Origin of the sequence: Pseudomonas sp. DG56-2, from assembly GCF_004803755.1 — a bacterium.
GTDB lineage: Bacteria > Pseudomonadota > Gammaproteobacteria > Pseudomonadales > Pseudomonadaceae > Aquipseudomonas > Aquipseudomonas auratipiscis.
In genome coordinates this window covers 1,416,383-1,434,650 of the sequence record NZ_CP032311.1, presented here as the reverse complement: position 1 = coordinate 1,434,650, position 18,268 = coordinate 1,416,383, and the positions used below count along the sequence as shown (strand labels likewise).

General features: G+C 59.8%; 21 protein-coding genes. 4 read left to right on the top strand and 17 right to left on the bottom strand.

The window, feature by feature from the left end:
- Positions 1-53: 53 nt before the first annotated feature.
- Entirely contained in the window at positions 54-482 is a 429-nt protein-coding gene (locus D3Z90_RS06725; protein ID WP_136475008.1) for a tetratricopeptide repeat protein, read from the bottom strand.
- Between the two features lie 953 nt (positions 483-1,435).
- Here D3Z90_RS06725 and D3Z90_RS06720 point away from each other — a divergent pair.
- From D3Z90_RS06720 to D3Z90_RS06710, 3 genes are all read left to right on the top strand, one after another.
- Complete coding sequence (locus tag D3Z90_RS06720; protein ID WP_136475007.1) at positions 1,436-1,660, top strand: hypothetical protein; 225 nt, start codon at positions 1,436-1,438, stop codon at positions 1,658-1,660.
- 737 nt (positions 1,661-2,397) lie between these two features.
- Positions 2,398-2,880: a hypothetical protein gene (locus D3Z90_RS06715; RefSeq protein ID WP_136478885.1), complete on the top strand. Its 483-nt coding sequence runs from the start codon at positions 2,398-2,400 to the stop codon at positions 2,878-2,880.
- 147 nt (positions 2,881-3,027) lie between these two features.
- A complete protein-coding gene (locus D3Z90_RS06710; RefSeq protein WP_136475006.1) occupies positions 3,028-4,293 on the top strand; it encodes an OmpP1/FadL family transporter in 1,266 nt (421 codons plus the stop codon).
- A gap of 38 nt (positions 4,294-4,331) precedes the next feature.
- Here the strand turns inward: D3Z90_RS06710 and D3Z90_RS06705 are convergent, their stop codons facing one another.
- Positions 4,332-5,267 (bottom strand): LysR family transcriptional regulator, encoded by a 936-nt coding sequence (locus D3Z90_RS06705; RefSeq protein ID WP_136475005.1) that lies wholly within the window; start codon positions 5,265-5,267, stop codon positions 4,332-4,334.
- A 115-nt stretch (positions 5,268-5,382) separates the two neighbouring features.
- On the opposite strand from D3Z90_RS06705, the gene D3Z90_RS06700 reads away from it, so the two are divergent.
- A complete protein-coding gene (locus tag D3Z90_RS06700; RefSeq protein WP_136475004.1) occupies positions 5,383-5,646 on the top strand; it encodes a DUF2798 domain-containing protein in 264 nt (87 codons plus the stop codon).
- Between the two features lie 8 nt (positions 5,647-5,654).
- On the opposite strand, the gene D3Z90_RS06695 is transcribed toward D3Z90_RS06700, so the two are convergent.
- The 15 genes from D3Z90_RS06695 to cobO form a co-directional block, all read right to left on the bottom strand.
- Positions 5,655-6,212, bottom strand: coding sequence for a glutathione peroxidase (locus D3Z90_RS06695; protein WP_136475003.1), 558 nt, complete (start codon positions 6,210-6,212; stop codon positions 5,655-5,657).
- 44 nt (positions 6,213-6,256) lie between these two features.
- Positions 6,257-6,379, bottom strand: coding sequence for a hypothetical protein (locus D3Z90_RS26995; RefSeq protein WP_256658329.1), 123 nt, complete (start codon positions 6,377-6,379; stop codon positions 6,257-6,259).
- On the bottom strand, positions 6,376-7,578 hold the full coding sequence (locus tag D3Z90_RS06690) for an MFS transporter (protein WP_136475002.1): 1,203 nt from the start codon (positions 7,576-7,578) through the stop codon (positions 6,376-6,378). The genes D3Z90_RS26995 and D3Z90_RS06690 overlap by 4 nt, the downstream gene beginning before the upstream one ends.
- 64 nt (positions 7,579-7,642) lie before the next feature.
- On the bottom strand, positions 7,643-8,047 hold the full coding sequence (locus D3Z90_RS06685; RefSeq protein ID WP_136475001.1) for a MarR family winged helix-turn-helix transcriptional regulator: 405 nt from the start codon (positions 8,045-8,047) through the stop codon (positions 7,643-7,645).
- Positions 8,048-8,102: 55 nt separating this feature from the next.
- A complete protein-coding gene (locus D3Z90_RS06680; protein WP_256658368.1) occupies positions 8,103-9,266 on the bottom strand; it encodes a glycoside hydrolase family 5 protein in 1,164 nt (387 codons plus the stop codon).
- Positions 9,267-9,365: 99 nt separating this feature from the next.
- Positions 9,366-10,094: an adenosylcobinamide-GDP ribazoletransferase gene (locus tag D3Z90_RS06675; RefSeq protein WP_136474999.1), complete on the bottom strand. Its 729-nt coding sequence runs from the start codon at positions 10,092-10,094 to the stop codon at positions 9,366-9,368.
- Position 10,095: 1 nt separating this feature from the next.
- Entirely contained in the window at positions 10,096-10,665 is a 570-nt protein-coding gene (gene cobC, locus D3Z90_RS06670; protein WP_136474998.1) for an alpha-ribazole phosphatase family protein, read from the bottom strand.
- Complete coding sequence (gene cobT / locus D3Z90_RS06665; RefSeq protein ID WP_136474997.1) at positions 10,662-11,717, bottom strand: nicotinate-nucleotide--dimethylbenzimidazole phosphoribosyltransferase; 1,056 nt, start codon at positions 11,715-11,717, stop codon at positions 10,662-10,664. Before cobT ends, cobC begins: the two co-directional genes overlap by 4 nt.
- Positions 11,714-12,235, bottom strand: coding sequence for a bifunctional adenosylcobinamide kinase/adenosylcobinamide-phosphate guanylyltransferase (gene cobU / locus D3Z90_RS06660; protein WP_136474996.1), 522 nt, complete (start codon positions 12,233-12,235; stop codon positions 11,714-11,716). Before cobU ends, cobT begins: the two co-directional genes overlap by 4 nt.
- 1 nt (position 12,236) lies before the next feature.
- A complete protein-coding gene (locus tag D3Z90_RS06655; protein ID WP_136474995.1) occupies positions 12,237-13,691 on the bottom strand; it encodes a cobyric acid synthase in 1,455 nt (484 codons plus the stop codon).
- Positions 13,688-14,680, bottom strand: coding sequence for a threonine-phosphate decarboxylase CobD (gene cobD, locus D3Z90_RS06650; RefSeq protein ID WP_136474994.1), 993 nt, complete (start codon positions 14,678-14,680; stop codon positions 13,688-13,690). The genes D3Z90_RS06655 and cobD overlap by 4 nt, the downstream gene beginning before the upstream one ends.
- Complete coding sequence (cbiB, locus tag D3Z90_RS06645) at positions 14,673-15,581, bottom strand: adenosylcobinamide-phosphate synthase CbiB (RefSeq protein WP_136474993.1); 909 nt, start codon at positions 15,579-15,581, stop codon at positions 14,673-14,675. The genes cobD and cbiB overlap by 8 nt, the downstream gene beginning before the upstream one ends.
- Complete coding sequence (bluB, locus tag D3Z90_RS06640) at positions 15,581-16,228, bottom strand: 5,6-dimethylbenzimidazole synthase (protein ID WP_136474992.1); 648 nt, start codon at positions 16,226-16,228, stop codon at positions 15,581-15,583. The genes cbiB and bluB overlap by 1 nt, the downstream gene beginning before the upstream one ends.
- A complete protein-coding gene (locus D3Z90_RS06635; RefSeq protein WP_136474991.1) occupies positions 16,225-17,520 on the bottom strand; it encodes a cobyrinate a,c-diamide synthase in 1,296 nt (431 codons plus the stop codon). The genes bluB and D3Z90_RS06635 overlap by 4 nt, the downstream gene beginning before the upstream one ends.
- On the bottom strand, positions 17,517-18,128 hold the full coding sequence (gene cobO, locus D3Z90_RS06630; protein ID WP_136474990.1) for a cob(I)yrinic acid a,c-diamide adenosyltransferase: 612 nt from the start codon (positions 18,126-18,128) through the stop codon (positions 17,517-17,519). The genes D3Z90_RS06635 and cobO overlap by 4 nt, the downstream gene beginning before the upstream one ends.
- Between the last annotated feature and the right edge of the window lie 140 nt (positions 18,129-18,268).

The window sequence follows — 18,268 nt, the reverse complement described above, 5'->3', positions numbered from 1 at the left end:
CACTCCCACCTGAAATCAGCGCCTGAGCTTACCAGCCTTGCCGCTGCGCCGCGTCAGGCATCGGGCAATTGCTTGAGCAAGCGCCTGGCTTCCTGCGACCCCTGGGACGAAGCCTGCTCCAGCCAGTAGCGTGCCTGTTCGAGTTCATTGTGCTGCGGTAGCGCACACAGACGACCGAATTCAAGCTGGGCACGCCGGTCACCCGCTCGAGCGGCCTGGCGCAGCAGGTCGTGGCCGATACGCCGGTCGCGGGCATTGCCACAATCGCGACAAAGCATCTGCCCAAGTCGACTTTGCGCAACGACCACACCCTGGCGTGCCGGCTGCTTCAGCAAGCGCCCAGCAAAATGCTTGACGTTCGGATTGTCACCCAGGCGCGGATTGTCGAGCAGCCACAAGGCAACCTTCAAGGAGAAGCGCTTTGGCTCAGGGACAGGCGGGGGAACTGAAGAAATTGCAGGAATTTTAGCGCGAAACTTCATAACGACAGCGAAGGCAACTCGAGAGGCGCGCCACTCTACTCCATTTTTCCGAGAATGACCCGAGCCTCACGGATACTTTTTACAAAATATTTCCATGTTGAGTTATTGACCGTGGACAACGCTTTTTCAGCTGGCGGATGCCTGCGAACAGATTGTCAGACAGATCGGAAAAACCTAGCACGCCCGTCCTAGAGCAAGCGCTCGGGACAATCCACAGAAGCTGTGGATAACTCGGTGGACAACCCCCTCCAAGGGGCCGCAAACCCCCATGAAACGGGGCTTTGGCTCAAACTGTCGATTTTTTCACCAGCTAAAATTAGTGTTTTTTTTCATTGACTTAAGTGTTCAGCCAAGTCATTGGCAGTCTCCCCCCCTGCGGTTGCAAAGCTGTGACAGCTGCTGCCTCAAGTGTGTACAACCACCGTACAGAAACGCACTTCCCCGCACGAAATTGGCACGTTCGCGGCGTTTCGCCCGTTACACAGGCCTTCACAGCGCGGTCAAAACACGAGATACTGGCCGGCTCCCCGAATGAAAAGCCAGGCATGCTTGCCTAGGCACGGCAATTGCTGTATTCTTGCCGCCGTTAGTACCAAGCTGAAAGTCAATTCTGGCCAAAGCAGTCCTTACAGGTCCACTTCACCCTGAAGCCGCACCTGTTGAAACAAGGACCGGCCCACTTGATGGTTCCCAGGTAAACCACTTATTACTCTGACCGAACCAACCTGCAGATTGATCAGGATCTTCACCCCGTGGCATAGAACCTCGACCCGGTGTGTTGCCTGCCCTCTGACGTACCTACCAGTCAGCCCCAGCGCCACATTATAAATGCGCCCAAAACTGGCTGCTCTGTTCCAGTCAGGTTCTTCGCCCCGACTAAATCCCGGCGTTACTGGAACGTTTTAAGTGTGCACGGATCGAAACCGTGTCTATTGCAGGAACATCTAATAACTATGACTAACTCTATCCATACTCAGGCTGCCATTCGCACCCTATCCCAGGCATTTGCGCCACTGAACTGCTTGATCATGGCATCGCGCAAAGGTGGCTTCAGTTTCACCCTGGTCAACGAGCACGGCATTGCCCGTCACAGCGAGCGTCTGTACCCCGAGCAGTACAGCCAGTCCGAACCGCTTCAGGCGGTCATCGAGCGTACCCGTCAGGCCTTGGTGGCCTGATTCACGCTTCGCTAGCAGCAGCTCAAGCCCCGCCCTCTCGCGGGGCTTTTTTATAACTCGTTACGGAATCCCGGCGACTACAACCCCTGACTGGACTGCTTGGGGATTGAGACTGCGAGCTAATCCACAACCTGATCTTGATCTTGATCTTGATCTGGATCTGGATCTTGATCTTCATGCACGTCAGCTCAGGCGCCGTGGAGTGCGACTTCAGCAGGCCGAGTGGAGGTGCCTGTAGGGGCGGTGCGCAGCACCTTCGGCGTTAGCCGAAGACGCGAGACGTAGACTTGGCGAAGCAAGTCGTAGGCCGCGTGGCCCTGGAAGGTGCCGTAGCGAGGGGACCCGAAGCGCAGCGTAGGGCCGTATGCAGGAGCAAGCGGTTTTGGTTCCTTTTGCCAAGACAAAAGGGACCCGCCGTAAGGGCGGAAGGGGCCGACAGCGGCGCCGCACTGAACGGATAAGCCTCAAATCCCAGTCCCGCCCAGTCCACTCCCAGAATCACCCACCAGGGATAACTCGAAGAACCCTTTTTATGCCCATAGCAAGCGAAGCGCTAATCACCACACGGCATATGATTTATAACCAAAAGCTGAAAATGTTTTAAAAACAGGCCTTTACACCGCGAATATGACACTACACTTCAACTCAAGCGGCCATCACCGCTTCCGGCGGGCCTGTCCGACTCACCAGCTGCCAAGCTCCAGTGTCCGCCGGCCAAAACAATGTTCGAGGGTGTTATGGGTATCGCCGCGAGCGAGTTAAGCGAATTTGTCATCCGCCCGACCCTGATTTACCTGGGCCGACACTGCGCAAGCGCTGAAGCATTGTTGCTGGGTGTTGCCGCCAGCCAATCCGCCCTCGGCTCCGCGCTACACGATCGACGCGGCCACGGCCTCTACCGTATCGGCGAAATGCGCCACCAAAGCGTCTGGGATCAGTTCCTCGCCCGTGACCCCGAACTGGCCAGCCTGGTCCGCGGCCTGGCCAGCCAGCACGCCTTCCTCAGCGGCCCGCACCTGGAGCTGACGGTCAACCTTCGCTACGCCACAGCCATTGCCTGGATGCTCATCGAGGAACAAGCCCCCACACTTCCTGCTGCCGACGACCTCTTGGGTCTGGCACGAATTTGGCGCCAAACATTTCACCCTCAAGGACGCCTGCGCGACTTTACCTGCGCTTGGCAAAACTGCGTCGCCCCCGTGACCCTCCAAGCCTGCTAGCAATCACCAATTTCCATATTCAGAAAAATCTCACGAATTTGGTCGGATTGTCCTACAAAACCGCTCTATCTCCTGCGATACGGCGCTATAGCGCTGCGGGCCAAATGTTGGTAATTTTCGCCCCGGAGATATCAAGGAGTTCTAATAATGAAAAAAGTAATGCTCAAAACCTCTCTTGGCCTGGCCGTCACGCTCGCTTCGACCCAACTGTTCGCGAGTGGCTTTGCCCTCAACGAACAAAGCGTCAGCGGTATGGGCACAGGCTTTGCGGGGCGTTCCTCATCTGCCGATGATGCCAGCACTGTATTCGGCAACCCTGCCGGTATGTCGCGCCTCAAGCGCGAACAAGTCACCGTTGGTGGCGCAGCCATTATTGCCAAAACCGACATCAAGAATGGCCAAGGCACCTTCGGTGGTAGCAACGACGGCGACATGGTGCCGTTTGTCGGCGTCCCTATGGGGTTCTACGTCAAACCTATCGATGAGCACTGGGCTTTCGGTATAGGTATGTACGTACCTTTCGGCCTGGTCACCGATTATGAAAGCGGTTTTGCCGGCCGTTACTTCGGCAGCAAGAGCGAAGTTCAAGTCGTGACCCTGCAGCCGACTATCAGCTATGCCTTCAACGACAAGGTGTCGATTGGTTTCGGTCCAACCATCAACCGCATTGATGGCACTCTGGAATCCGCTGCACTGAACCGCTTTACTCCGGGCAGCAATGACGGCAAGGTCAAGATCTCGGGTGATGACACCGCCATCGGTTACAACATCGGTGTGCTGGTTCAAGCAACTGACAGCACTCGCGTGGGTCTGACCTACCACTCGATGGTCGACTACAAACTCGAAGGTGACACCAAGATCAGCGGCCCTGGTTTCGGCCCACTGAGCGGCAGCAAGTTCGACGCCTCGCTGAAGATCAAGACTCCGGAATCCGTCGACTTCTCGGTTACCCACGAACTGGATGCCAACTGGACCCTCTATGCCGGTAGCACCTGGACCCGCTGGAGCCGCCTGGAAGCCATCACCGTCAACAACAAAGGCGTTCCTGGCCCACTCGCCCCAGCAATTGGCCAGATCAGCGAAGAGCAGAATTGGCATGACACCTGGGCGCACGCCATTGGTGCAGCCTACAAGCTGAACAAGGAATGGACCCTGCGCGCCGGTTTCTCGGTTGACCAGTCGCCAACCAACAACCACGACCGCTCGCCACGCATCCCAACTGGCGATCGTAAAGTGTTCAGTCTGGGTGCCGGTTACAACCCAACAGACGACATGACGATCGACCTGGCCTATTCCTACCTGTGGGAAGAGGACACCAAGGTTGATCTGAGCAGTCCAACCAAAGGCTCCTACAGCGGCAAATATGAAAACAGTGCTCACGGTCTGGGTGCCTCCCTCACCTACCGCTTCTGATTTCAGCTCGCTGAAAAAGCCGCCTTCGGGCGGTTTTTTTATGCCCTCGTATCAGACGACGAAAGGTTGCCTAAACGCTCCTGGAGAAAATCCATAAACACCCGCACCTTGGGTGTCATGGCAAAACGATCGGCGACACACAGATAGATATCCATCGGTTCCGCCTGCACATAAACCTGATCAGGTTGTGAATACTCGAAAAGCGCAACCAACTGCCCGCTCTCGATCAACGGTCGGGCGACGAAGTCTGCAAGACGAGCGATTCCGCCATGGTTGATGGCCATCTGGGTAAGCACGTCGATATCGTCACTGATCAGCACATCACCGAACTCAGCGTCGAAACGCAGGCCATCGCGGACAAATCTCCAACGCAAGAATCGACCGTCTACCGGATAACGAAACACCAGGCAGCGGTGCTGCTTGAGTTCCTCCGGCGCACCTGGCCAGCCGGCCTGGGCGAGATAAACTGGTGAGGCGCAGCAAATAAAAGGGACTCGGGTAATGTGGCGCGCCAGCAAGCCATCCTCCAACTGCGGGGTGATACGAATACTGACATCCACGCCTTCCTGAGCATGATTGACGCGCCTGTCATTCGTAACCAGTTCAATCGAAAGCTGCGGGTAGCGAGCACTGAACTCAGGAATCAACGGCGCCACGGCATGACGACCAAAAGCCGAAGTCGAAGCAATGCACAAACGCCCCTTGGGCTCACTGTCAGGCGTGGTGATCGCTAGATAGGCCTGTTCAAGATCGCGCTCGATGTGCTTGACCTTGTCGTAATACAACGCGCCCTCTGGCGTCAACGCCATACTACGGGTAGTACGCGACAACAGCCGGACCTGCAGATGGTCCTCCAGGCGCGCAACGTTCTGGCTCACTGCTGCCGCACTCAACCCCAGGGTCCGGGCGCCCCCGGCAATGCTGCCTGCTTCGACAACTTTGATAAAACTTTTAATCGAGCCCAGCAGGTTCATGCAGATCAATCCGGCATTCGTAAGGTTTTCTTTATAAAGACCTAAGCCCGCCTCGTCTACCTGCGCTCAAGGGCGCTTGCTAGTCTGCGACCTCGAAATTCAACCAGGAGTCTTCATGACAACACAGAAGGTCGGCCTCGGCCGACGTAAGCTTGGCGTGCGCGCCACCCCTTACGTATTTGCATTCTATATGTCAGCCATCATGGCCTTTTTGATGTGCTTCGTGATCACGGCAGCCACCACCGGCATCGACGCCAATTACCTGAACCATGTATTCAAGGCTTATCAGCTTGCGATGCCGGTCGCTTTTGCCTGCGTTCTGGTGGTGCGTCCGGTTGTGCTCAAACTGGTAGCCTGGACCGTTCATCCCAGCCAGTGAGTGGCAATTCACGGCTGTGAAGCGATGGCCTTCTCGATAGCCGCCGTGAACTCGGGATCATTAGGTTTGGTCAGGCTGGAAAAACTGGCGACGACCTTGCCTTGGCGATCGACCACGTATTTGTAGAAATTCCACTTCGGTGCACTGCTCTGCTCGGCCAGCTCCTTGAACAGCGCTGTCGCATCGCTGCCGCGTACTGGCTGCGGCTTGGTCATGGTGAAGGTAACGCCGTAGTTGGCGTAACAAACCTTGGCGGTCTTTTCCAGGTCGGCGTCTTCCTGCTTGAAGTCATTGGACGGTACGCCAAGCATTTCCAGGCCTTGCTCGTGGTAGGTCTTGTAAACGCTTTCAAGCCCTTCGAACTGCGGTGCAAAGCCGCAGTAGCTGGCGGTATTGATCACCACCAGCGGCTTGCCGGCAAAGCGTTCGCACAAGTCGATCTGCTCTTTGCCGCGCAGCTCCGGCAAGCTGCCTTGCTTCTCAAGCAGCGCCGGACACCCGGCCGCCTGCGCCGTTGCCGCAGCCATGAGGGTAAACAGCGGAACCAACATCCAGCGTGCGCGCATTGTCGTCTCTCCTTTGATCAAGCCTTGTAGCTTGCAGGATACGCTCAGCACACGCCCATGCCCAACTGCATCAACGCCAAGCCACCTTCGTGCCAACCCCACCAGATCAGGGCCAACAGCAGTAGCGCGGCCAAGGCCAGGCCCCCGCGCAAGGCAAGGCGACTCATGCCGCTTGTGCCTGCAAGCGCGCCACGGGCCGCTCACGCACCGGCCAGTTGAGCGCCGCGGCGATCAGGCTGAGCACGATCGATATCTGCCAGACCAAGTCATAGTTACCCGTTTTGTCATACACCACCCCGCCAAGCCACCCACCAAGGAATGCCCCCAACTGATGGAACAGGAAGACAATGCCTCCAAGCATGGACAAGTTACGCACTCCAAACAACGTAGCTACGGTGCCATTGGTCAAGGGTACCGTCGACAACCACAGCAAGCCCATGGCGATGCCAAACAGGTAGGCACTGAACTGAGTGACCGGTGCCCAGAGGAACAGCACAATGACCACGGCACGTAGCAGATACAGCGCCGCCAGCAAGCGCGGCTTGGACATACGCCCACCCAGCCAGCCGGCAGTATAGGTCCCGACGATATTGAACAGCCCTACCAGCGCCAGCACCGTAGTGCCAATGGTGGCGGGTAAATGCTGGTCGACCAGGTAAGCCGGAATATGCACACCGATGAACACCACCTGGAAACCACAGACGAAAAAGCCCAGCGCCAGCAACCAGAAGCCGGAATGCGAGCAAGCCTCACGCAACGCCTGGCCAAGACTTTGCTCGACACCGTGACTGGGCAGCGGCCGATCTTTCAACAAGCCCACCAACGGCACAATGAACGCTACCAGCAAGCCCAGCACCAACAAGGTTGCCGACCAGCCAAGCCAGCCAATCAGGCCAAGGGTTCCGGGCAGCATGGCAAATTGGCCGAACGAACCGGCGGCACTGGCGATGCCCATGGCCATGCTGCGTTTCTCGGCGGGTACGGCACGACCGACTACACCCAGGATTACTGAAAACGAAGTACCGGAAAGACCGATGCCGATCAACAGGCCAGCACTGAGCGACAAGGTCAGAGCCGAATCCGACATCCCCATCAACACCAAACCGACGGCATAGAGAATGCCGCCGACCATCACGACTTTTGCCGCACCCAAACGGTCAGCCAGAGCCCCTGCAAAAGGTTGCGCCAGCCCCCAAATCAGATTCTGCAAGGCAATGGCAAAGGCAAAAACCTCCCGTCCCCAGCCAAAATCTGCACTCATAGGCGCCAGGAACAAACCGAAGCCGTGCCGCACCCCCAGCGAGAGGGCCAGAATCAACGCAGCCCCCAGGAGAATCCAACCACTGGTTCGCCATACCGATGTCATTATTGTTTTCTCCACAACGCTGCAAGGTTACGCGGGTATATACCCGCTTTAAGTCGAAAAAAATTCAGGCAAGTAGCTCAAGCAGACGTACCAGTTCATCGCGTTGCCCTACTCCCAAGGTCTCGATCATGCGCGCCTGGGCCTTCTCCCAAGCCGGCTCGGCCGACTGCAAACAGGCCTGTCCCTGGTCAGTGAGCAGCACTAGGCGATTACGCAGATCCCGACCTTCCGTCAATGCCACCAGTCCTTCAGCCTCCAGCACTCGCAAGTTGCGTCCCAGGGTGCTGCGGTCCAGGCCCATGGCATCGGCCAGCGTTGAAATGCTCGGCTGATCAAGACGACGCAAATGGCGCAATAGCGAAAACTGCGCGACATTGACCCCGAAGCCTTCAAGCGCTTCGTCATAATGTCGACTGACCCCACGGGCAGCACGACGCAGATGGGTACAGATGCATTCACTGGTCAACATGCTTACGTGTATATACCCGCGTTAATCTCACCGCAAGTGTTTCTTCCAACTGAGGCTATGGCTGCAAGCGCTCGCGAATCGGTTCGAACTCGGCCGTGGCCTGACGCTTCAACGGGTCTGGAAGTTGCTGCTCTATGGCCTGCCAGTAAGCCCAGGGCACTTTGGCGCTACCCAGTTCGTAATCCATGCCATCCCAGCTGTCTTCACGAAAGCTGTAGAAAGCCCAATGCAGTTTTGCTCGATCAAAGCGACCAAGCACGTCTTCAAGGTATTGCCGACACCCCGCCAGTCGCCGCATGCAACCAAACTCGCCGGCCACCAGGCGACTGGCCGGCACTTGCTGTGCTTGCGCCCATTGCCAAGGCTTTTGCAGGTACGCCTCAACCCTGGCGCTGTCCCAGTTCTGGGTCTGCCCGGCAAAGGGGACCGACCCTGGATAAGCATAAGGCTTCGCCCGAGCCAGGTTAGGTGCGCTCGTGGCGTGATAGGGCTCATACATATGGAAGCTGTACAGCACTCGCTGATCCGCCAACGCTTGCGGCCAATAGGCAAAGGCATCAGCCGCTGCGTACCAACCGGCATCGACCATTACCGGGGTTAACGGGTCGACTTCACGAATGGCTGTGATGATATGCCGATACAACGCCGGCAGATCACGGGCGCTACCCTGCTGTTGCTGATACCAGGCACGCATGGCGGCAGGTGGCGCGTGCTCGGCCAGCCCGCCCATTTTTTCAGGCGCAGGCTCGTTGATGAGGTTGTAGGCAGCGACTGCCGGATGATCCTTGAGTTGCGTGGCCAGGTCGCGCCAGAAGTCAGCGGATTGATCCCACCAGACTTTGTCCTGCCAGAGTCGGTCGTCAAAGCGATCGCTGTTGTTCTGCGCCCAACGCATACCGGGCAACGACAGCGGCGCGATAACCACCTTGAGTCCGGCAGCATGGGCAGCATCGAGGACCTTGCGCAGTTGCGTAAGATCTGCCCCTGCCAGACCTTTGTAGCCGTCCGCATCACCCAACAAGAAGTCGCGATTTGCCGGCTGCCATTTGTCATAAGACAAACGCACCCAAGTGGCCCCGTAGTCTCTGAGCGCCTGGAAATATGGCAGGTCAGGCGGCAGTCGGTTGAAACTGTTGCCGCCGTGGCGGGGGGTATCCCAGAAGTCGATCAAGTCTGCAGCCTTGGCGCTGGCGACAAAACAACACAGCGCCACCAGCATGCTTTTCAACAGTCCTCGCATATGCCACCTCCATGCCCCAGAAGCGGGCGAGCATACGCCTGAATACGACCCGGAAAATGGCTCCCTGATTACAAGCGATTACAGGGTCAAACAGAGCAGAACCGCCAACTCCAGCAATTCCAGGAGGGCGCCGGCAGTGTCACCGGTAGTCCCGCCTAAGCGCCGAATCATCACTCGACGAAACCAGAAAAAGGCTATGCCTACGACGACCAATACGTACAAACCTTGCAGACCTGCGATACACACACACAGGACACAACTGGCAAAGAGCACCCATGCCCCACTTCGTCGTGGCAGATGATCGGCCAAGGCCTGGCCTATCCCTCCGGCCCGAACATAAGGGGTGCAGAGAAACAGCCCCAACAAGGACGCACGCCCCAGCACAGGCGCCAATATCAGCAACACACCTTGCTCACGCTCCACCAGCACCAGCACCGCGCAAAACTTGAGCAACAGCACCAACACCAGCGTCACCACCGCAATGGGGCCGCTGCGCGGGTCCTTCATGATTTCCAGAGTGCGTTCGCGATCACCGAAACCACCGAGCCAGGCATCAGCGCTGTCAGCCAGACCATCCAGATGCAGGCCGCCACTGAGCACTACCCAGGCGCTCAGCAGCACGGCCGCATGCAATAGCACCGGGCTGCCTTCGAGCAACGCGTGCAAGCCCCAGAGCAATACCCCGAACAGCAACCCCACAAGTGGATAGAACAGCACCGAGCGGCCCATCTGCGCGGGTGTCGGCATGCCCGACAGGCGCACCGGCAAACTGCTGAGGAACTGCAAGGCAATCCAGAATCCCAGCATTTCAGTGCACTTCCCGCAGAGTACCGTCGACCAACAGCTCAAGACGGTACAAGGCGCCGTGGCCGACCTCGACCTGCAACAACTGCTCACGGGGAAGCCCCCTGGCACGTGCCAGCAGCAAACGCATCACGCCCCCATGGGTAACCAGCAACACATGCTTGTCGGCATGCTCACGACGCAAATCGGCAATAGCTGCCAACACACGGCTGGCGAAGTCGATGACAGCCTCGCCACCAGGCGGGGTATAGGCATAGGGATCTGACCAGAACTGACCCAACTGTTGCTCATGGGTAACCATCAAGTCCGCGGCGCTACGCCCTTCCCACTCACCGAAATGCAGCTCTTGCAATCCAGGCGCCAATTGCACTGGCAAGCACCGTTGCTCGCCGAGCATTTGAGCAAAACGCGCGCAGCGCTGCAGGGGTGAGCTGACCACGACCTGCCAGGGGCCAGCACTGGCGACGGCCGCCTGCATCTGCTCCCAGCCCTTGGCTGTCAACGCATCATCCAGGCTGCCGCGCAGGCCGCCGCCCAGCTCGGTTTCGCCGTGACGCAGCAGGTCGATAATCATGCTGGCCGGTCTGCCACGGCTGCTTCAGCGAAGGTCGCCATTTGCCCGTGCAGATCACAGGCCAGGCGCAACACGGGAACCGCCAGTGCCGCGCCACTCGCTTCTCCAAGGCGCAAGCCAAGCTCCAGTACCGGCTCACCCTTCAGTTCCGCCAGCACGCGACGATGTCCAGGTTCGGCGCCACAGTGGCCGAACAACAGCCAGTCCCGACACGCGGGATTGATTCGTACCGCCACCATTGCGGCAACGGTACAGATGAAGCCATCAATGAGCACCGCGACCCCAGCTTGGGCGCAGCCCAGATAAGCGCCCACCAATGCCGCGATTTCGAAGCCGCCAAAACAGAACAACTGCTGCAAAGGGTCATCGGACAGTTGCCCATGCACCTTCAGTGCGCGCTCGATCACCTGCGCCTTGTGCGCAACGCCAGCAGCGTCCAGTCCGGTACCGGGACCACTGAGGTCGCTGGCCGGGCATTTGAGCAAGGCGCACGCCAGGGCACTGGCGGCGGTGGTATTGCCGATACCCATCTCACCACCGATAAACAGCTGGGCGCCGCTGGCAGCTGCTCGCAGCGCGCTATCACGGCCACCTTGCATGGCTTGCAGCCCCTGCGCCCGACTCATCGCCGCCGCCTTGGCAAAATTCGCCGTGCCTGGCCCCACGCGCAAGTGGCGTACACCCGGCAGGTTCAGGTCAGGATCGATTGTGCCCAGGTCTACCACTTCCAGTTGAGCATTCAACTGACGGGCCAGCACGCTGATCGCCGCACCACCGCCGACAAAGTTTTGCAGCATCTGCCCGGTAACCGCTTGGGGATACGCCGAGATACCTTCGGCAACCACCCCATGATCACCGGCAAAGATGCTGATACTGACATTATCAAGGCGTGGCTTGAGCTGCCCTTGCAGGCCGGCCAGTTGCACCGCAAGCAGTTCCAGGCGTCCGAGGGAGCCGGCCGGCTTGGTCAATTGCTGCTGACGCGCCAAAGCCTGATCGCAGGCAGCCTGATCAACGGCACGGCAGGCATCAAGCCACCAGGTCTGACTCATGGTGCAGTTCCTTTCAAAGTAAGGGGAAGGCCGGCAACGCTAAGCACCACCCGCTGGCAGCGTTCGGCAATCGCCTGGTGCAGCCAGCCGGCTTCATCGACATAGCGCCGGGTCAGTTCGCCCATCGGCACGACACCAAGGCCAGTTTCGTTGCTGACCAGAATGATTTCACCCGGAAGCTCAGCCAGGCACTCCAGCAAGGCGCAGCGTTCGGCGAGCAGACGCTGCGGGTTGTCCAGCATCAGCAGGTTGGTCAGCCACAACGTCAGGCAATCGACCAACAGGCAGTGCTCGGCGCTGGCATTGGCGCGCAGCACCTGGGCCAGGGCCAGGGGTTCTTCGATGAGCCCCCAACTGTCTGGCCGGCGCTCACGGTGCAATTGCACCCGGGCATTCATTTCACCGTCCAGCGGCTCGCTGGTGGCAATGTAAATCACTGCCAGGCCACTGCGTTCGGCCAGTTGTTCGGCCAAGCGGCTCTTCCCTGAACGGGCACCGCCAAGAATCAGGTTGAGCATGTCAGTTCAGTCCGCACAGTTGACGCAGGCGTGGGGTATCCAGATGTTGCTCGACCAAGTCAGCCAAGCGCTCGATGTCGCGTTCGCGCAATGCCTGGTAATCCACGTGCTCGACCTCGTGCAAGCCCGCCCAGCGCAACAATGCCGCGCACGATTGCGGGCTCTCGAACAGGCCATGCAGATAGGTCGCCAAAACCTGGCCATCGGCGCTGATAGCACCATCGCTGCGGCCATCGGCCAGCAACACGGCCGGATGTTCAAGCGCTGCACCGCGGGTTACACCGGCATGAATTTCATAACCGCTGATTGGCGCTTGCTCCAGTTGCAAGGTGCCAGCCACGTTGCGCAATTGCTTTTCTGCTTCGAGCACCGTGACAAAATCGAGCAAGCCCAATCCGTCACTGCTGCCGGCCTGCCCTTCCAGCCCCAGTGGATCGTCCACGCGCTGGCCGAGCATCTGTAGCCCGCCGCAAATACCCAGGATCTTGCCGCCATAACGCAGATGGCGACTGATCGCCTGGTCCCAGCCTCGGCTGCGCAATTGCGCCAGATCGCCGCGCACACTTTTGGAGCCTGGCAGGATGATCAGGTCGGCGGGTGGAATGGGCTCACCGGGACCGATGAACTGCAGGTCGACTTGCGGATGCAGGCGCAACGGGTCGAAGTCGGTGTGATTGCTGATGCGCGGCAGTACCGGCACGATCACTTTCAGCGCCCGCGCCGTCTTCTCGCCCTGGCGCTGGTCGATACCGTCTTCAGCCTCCAGGTGCAAATCCATCACATAGGGCAACACCCCCAGCACCGGCTTGCCGGTACGTGCTTCGAGCCAGTCCAGGCCGGGCTGCAGCAAGGCGATGTCGCCGCGAAAACGGTTAATGACAAAACCTTCGACCCGCGCCTGCTCCGTGGCCGACAACAGCTCCAAGGTGCCCACCAGGTGAGCGAAAACACCGCCGCGGTTGATATCGGCAATCAGGATAACCGGGCAGTCCACCGCTTCGGCAAAACCCATGTTGGCGATATCGCCGGCACGCAGATTGATTTCCGCTGGCGAGCCAGCACCTTCCACCATCACCATCGGATACTGCGCACTCAATCGTTGGTGAGACTCGAGTACCGCCTGCATGGCGATAACCTTGTAGTCGTGATAAGCCACCGCATTCATGCTGGTAACCGCACGCCCGTGAACGATCACCTGCGCCCCGGTATCACTGTTGGGCTTGAGCAGCACCGGATTCATGTCGGTGTGTGGAGCCAGGCCAGCAGCTTGCGCCTGAACAGCCTGGGCGCGGCCGATTTCGCCACCGTCGGCAGTCACCGCACTGTTGAGCGCCATGTTCTGTGGTTTGAAAGGCACCACCGCCACGCCCTGGCGCAACAGCCAGCGGCACAGCGCGGTCACCAGGGTGCTTTTGCCGGCATCGGAGGTGGTGCCCTGCACCATCAAGGTACTCATGCGTGCTCCTTGCGGTATTCATTGAGCGTCTGCGCCAAGCGCTGAAAGTCTGCCTCTGTGGCGGGCAGACCCAGTCGCAGGCTAGGCGGCTGGGAGAACAGGCGCAGCAAAATACCGCGCTGCGCCATGAATTCATGCAACTGCGCCGCGTTGTCGATAAGCAGATACTGGAACAGGTCACAGCCGCCAGCCGGGATGAAACCTGCCGTCATCAGCATGTTTGCCAAGCGCTGACTGGCCACCGCACAGCGGCTGATCTGACCCTGGTGCGCAGCACTGTCGAGCAGACAGGCCTGACCGAGAATGCGGGTCGGCCCGCTAATGGTCCACGGCCCCAGAAGTTCAGCCAGACGCTGCAGGAGCGCTGTCTCAGCCAACACAAAGCCCAGACGCACGCCGGCAAGACCGAAGAACTTGCCAAAGGAGCGCAACACGATAAGACCGGCTTGCTCAGCCTCGGCGCCAATACTGTGTTGCGGCGTGTTGTCCATGAACGCTTCATCGACCAACAACCAACCGCCACGCCGGGCCAGACGGGCATGCCATTCCAGCAACATCTCAGCCTTGAACAAACAGCCGGTAGGGTTGTTCGGGTTGACCACCACCAGCACATCGAGGCTGTCGAGAAGGCTGTCCACTTGCTCGCCCTGCACTTCCAGGACCTGATGGCCGGCACGACGCCAGGCCTCGGCATGCTCGGCATAGCACGGCGAGAGTACCCCCACCCTGCTGCGCCCGCGCAGTTGCGGCAAGGCCTGGATCGCAGCCTGCGAGCCCGCTACCGGCAGTACCTGGCGGACTCGATAGTAATCGGCCGCTGCCTGCTCCAGACCATCTTCGGTTTCCGGCAGACGTGCCCAGGCGCGCAGCGGAATGTCTGGAATGGCATAGGCCCAAGGCGCGATACCACTGGACAAGTCCAGCCATTGCTCGCGAGGGATGCCGTAGTGCTGCACTGCGCGCTGCAGACGACCACCGTGTTCAAGCATAGAATTCGGCTCCCAGGCACAACAGTAGCAGCCATAACCATACGCCTTGGCAAACCAGGCGCCAGCCACGATCGATCGCATCAGCATCAGCCACCGGGCCTTCGCCCAGTTGCGCACGCTCATGCAGCTCACCGTGATACACCGCCGGGCCGCCCAGCTCCACGCCGAGAGCACCAGCACCGGCGGCCATGACCGGGCCGGCATTGGGGCTGTCCCACAACGGTGCCTGACGGCGCCAGCACGAAAGGGCCAGACGGGTCTTGCCCAGCAATGCGTAGGTCAGCGCCACCAGCCGAGCAGGAATATAGTTGAGCAGGTCATCGATACGTGCGGCCGCCCAGCCAAAGCGCTCGAAGCGCTCGTTGCGATAGCCCCACATGGCGTCGAGGGTGTTGCTCAAGCGATAGAGCACTACGCCTGGCGCTCCTGCGACGACAAACCAGAACAACGCGGCAAACACCGCATCACTGCCATTTTCCAGCACCGACTCGGTCGCTGCACGCGCCACCGCGGTTTCGTCCAGCTCGCGGGTTTCGCGGCTGACCAGAAAGCCCACGCGACGGCGCGCTTCATCAAGATCGGCATTGCGCAACGCGTCTGCCACCGGCGTGACGTGCTCACCGAGGCTGCGCAGCCCCAAGGCACAGTACAGCGCCAACACCTCCACCAACCAGCCGATATAGGGCAGCCAGGACAGCAGAGTGGCCAACAGGGTCAAAGGAATCACCGCCAGGAACCACGCAGTGACCCCATGGCTGCGCCATCCACGGCCCGCCGCATTGAAGCGCTGCTCCAGGCGTTTGGCCAAGCGACCAAACGCAACCAGCGGATGTCGACGCTGAGGCTCGCCCAACAACGCATCCAGCGCCACCCCGGCTACGGTCAGCAACGCCACGCTCATCAAGACTCTCCCCACTGATTTTCAAACAACATTTCGCTCAACGGCCGCGCCGTGGTCCAGCCTTCGAGCACCAACATCGGTGCCGGGTAGAACGCCTGGACCGGGCCGAGGCAGAGAATCGCCAGCGGTTTAGCCCCGGCCGGCATAACCAGCAGTTCGGCCAGGGCCTGGGGTTCGAACAGCGACACCCACCCCATGCCCAGCCCTTCGGCGCGCGCGGCCAGCCAGAGGTTCTGGATTGCGCAGGACAGTGAAGCCAGGTCCATCTCCGGCAACGTGCGACGACCGAAAATGTGCTTCTCGCGATCATCCATCAAGGCCGCTACCAACAGTTCGGCGCAGTCGTTAATACCTTCGACCTTGAGCTGCATGAACGCGTCGGAGCGCTCACCCAGTGCTTCGGCGGTGCGCACGCGCTCCGTTTCCACCAGGCCCTGGATGCGCTGACGCAGCTCGCGGTCAGTGATACGAATAAAGCGCCAGGGCTGCATCAGGCCGACGCTGGGTGCCTGATGGGCTGCCTGGAGCAGACGCCCGAGCAGTGCGGGCGCTACCTCACCCTGGATGAAGTGACGCATGTCGCGGCGTTCGCCGATGACTCGATAGACCGCTGCGCGCTCGGCGTCGGTGAAGGCATGGTCGCTCATGGTTTCAATAATGCTGCCGCAGCCAGAGGATTGGAGGCGAAATAGAAGTGCACATAGGAGGCCGTCAGCCGACCACTGCGATAGACCGCTTCAGCACCGCGCCCGCCGTTGGGGCTCATACCCCGGGCAATGGGCTGCAGCGAGGTAGTGGTCAGCGAGTGATGGTAGGTGTGCCCCCGCAAGGTGCCCTCGGGCAACTCGACCGCTTGCAGGGCCAGTGCCGCAAGGCGCTTCTGCATCACCGCTTCGCCCTCCAGCAGGCCAAGTAGCTCGGCACGCTCACCGGCCACATCGGTCAGGGCATCGAGCAGATAAAGCATGCCGCCGCATTCAGCGAGCACAGGCTTGCCGGCCTGATGATGGCTGCGAATCGCCGCGAGCATCGAGGTGTTCGCGGCCAACGCCTGGTGGTGCAGCTCCGGATAGCCGCCAGGCAAGTAAAGGCTGTCAGCCGGCGGCAGGGTTTGCTCATGCAGTGGCGAAAAGAATCTCAGCTCTGCCCCCATGGCCCGCAATAGATCGAGGTTGGCACCATAGGTGAACGCAAATGCTTCATCACGGGCCACGGCGATGGTCAGTCCTTCAAGCAAAGGTTCGATGGCCTGTGCGCTCGGCGCCGCAAAAGCCACTGCTGGCGGTAGCGACGACTCACAACTGGCCGCCAGGGCTGCTGCTGCGGCGTCGAGGCGAGCGTCCAGATCATTGAGCTCACTGGCCTGGACCAGGCCCAGGTGCCGACTTGGCAACTCAATGCCGGTTTCCCGCGACAGCCCGCCATACCAGCGCAACCCTTCAGTCAGGCTACCCTCGAGCAATTGCGCGTGGCGCAGCGTGCCGACACGGTTGGCCAGCACACCAGCAAAGGGTAAATCCGCTTGATAGCGAGCCAGCCCCAGCGCCAGGGCACCAAAGGTTTGAGCCATCGCCGTGCCGTCGATAACTGCCAACACCGGCACGGCAAAATGACGGGCCAGGTCGGCACTCGAAGGCGTGCCGTCGAACAGCCCCATGACGCCTTCGATCAGAATCAGGTCGGCATCGCCTGCAGCCTCCCAGAGCAGCCGCCGGCTTTCCTGCTCACCGACCATCCACAGATCCAGTTGATACACCGGTGCACCACTGGCTCGCTCCAGAATCATCGGATCGAGAAAGTCCGGACCGCACTTGAACACGCGGACCTTGCGCCCTTGATTGCGGTGCAGTCGCGCCAGGGCGGCGGTCACGGTGGTCTTGCCCTGGCCGGAGGCCGGGGCAGCAATCAGTACCGCCGGGCAGTGACGCGTGTCACTCATAGTTCAACGCCCTTCTGAGCACGAATGCCTGCCTGGAAAGCATGCTTGATCATGCCCATCTCGGTGACGGTGTCAGCCAACTCGATCATTTCATCCTTGGCACCGCGCCCCGTGACAATCACGTGTTGCATTGGCGGACGCGCCTGCAGGTCGCTGAGCACCTGTTCCAGATCGAGGTAGCCATGCTTGAGGGCAATGTTCAGCTCATCGAGCACGACGAAAGTGATCGCAGGGTCCTGCAGCAATTGACGGGAAACCGCCCAGGCGGCTTCGGCCGCGGCGATGTCGCGCTGGCGATCCTGGGTTTCCCAGGTGAAACCCTCGCCCATCACGTGATAGCGCACCTGCTCGGGGAAGCGACGGAAGAACAACTCTTCACCGGTGCTGTTGCGGCCCTTGATGAACTGCACCACGCCGCATTGCATGCCGTGGCCCATGGCCCGGGCAAGCATGCCGAAGGCCGAACTGCTCTTGCCTTTGCCGTTGCCACTGAGCACCAGGAGCAAACCGCATTCGTTCGGCGAGTTGGCAATACGCTCGTCGATTACTGCCTTCTTGCGCAGCATACGTGCCAGGTGGCGTTCGTCACGCTCGGTGGATTCAGTCATCGAAGTCTCCGCAAACCACTGTCAACCGTTGCACGACGATCCCTGCAGCGCAGCGCTGCACGAACTTCGAAGTAAAGACCAGGCGACAGATGAATGGATATGGCAGACGGAGCAATTGCGCGGGGCTGCGGCACAGGCCG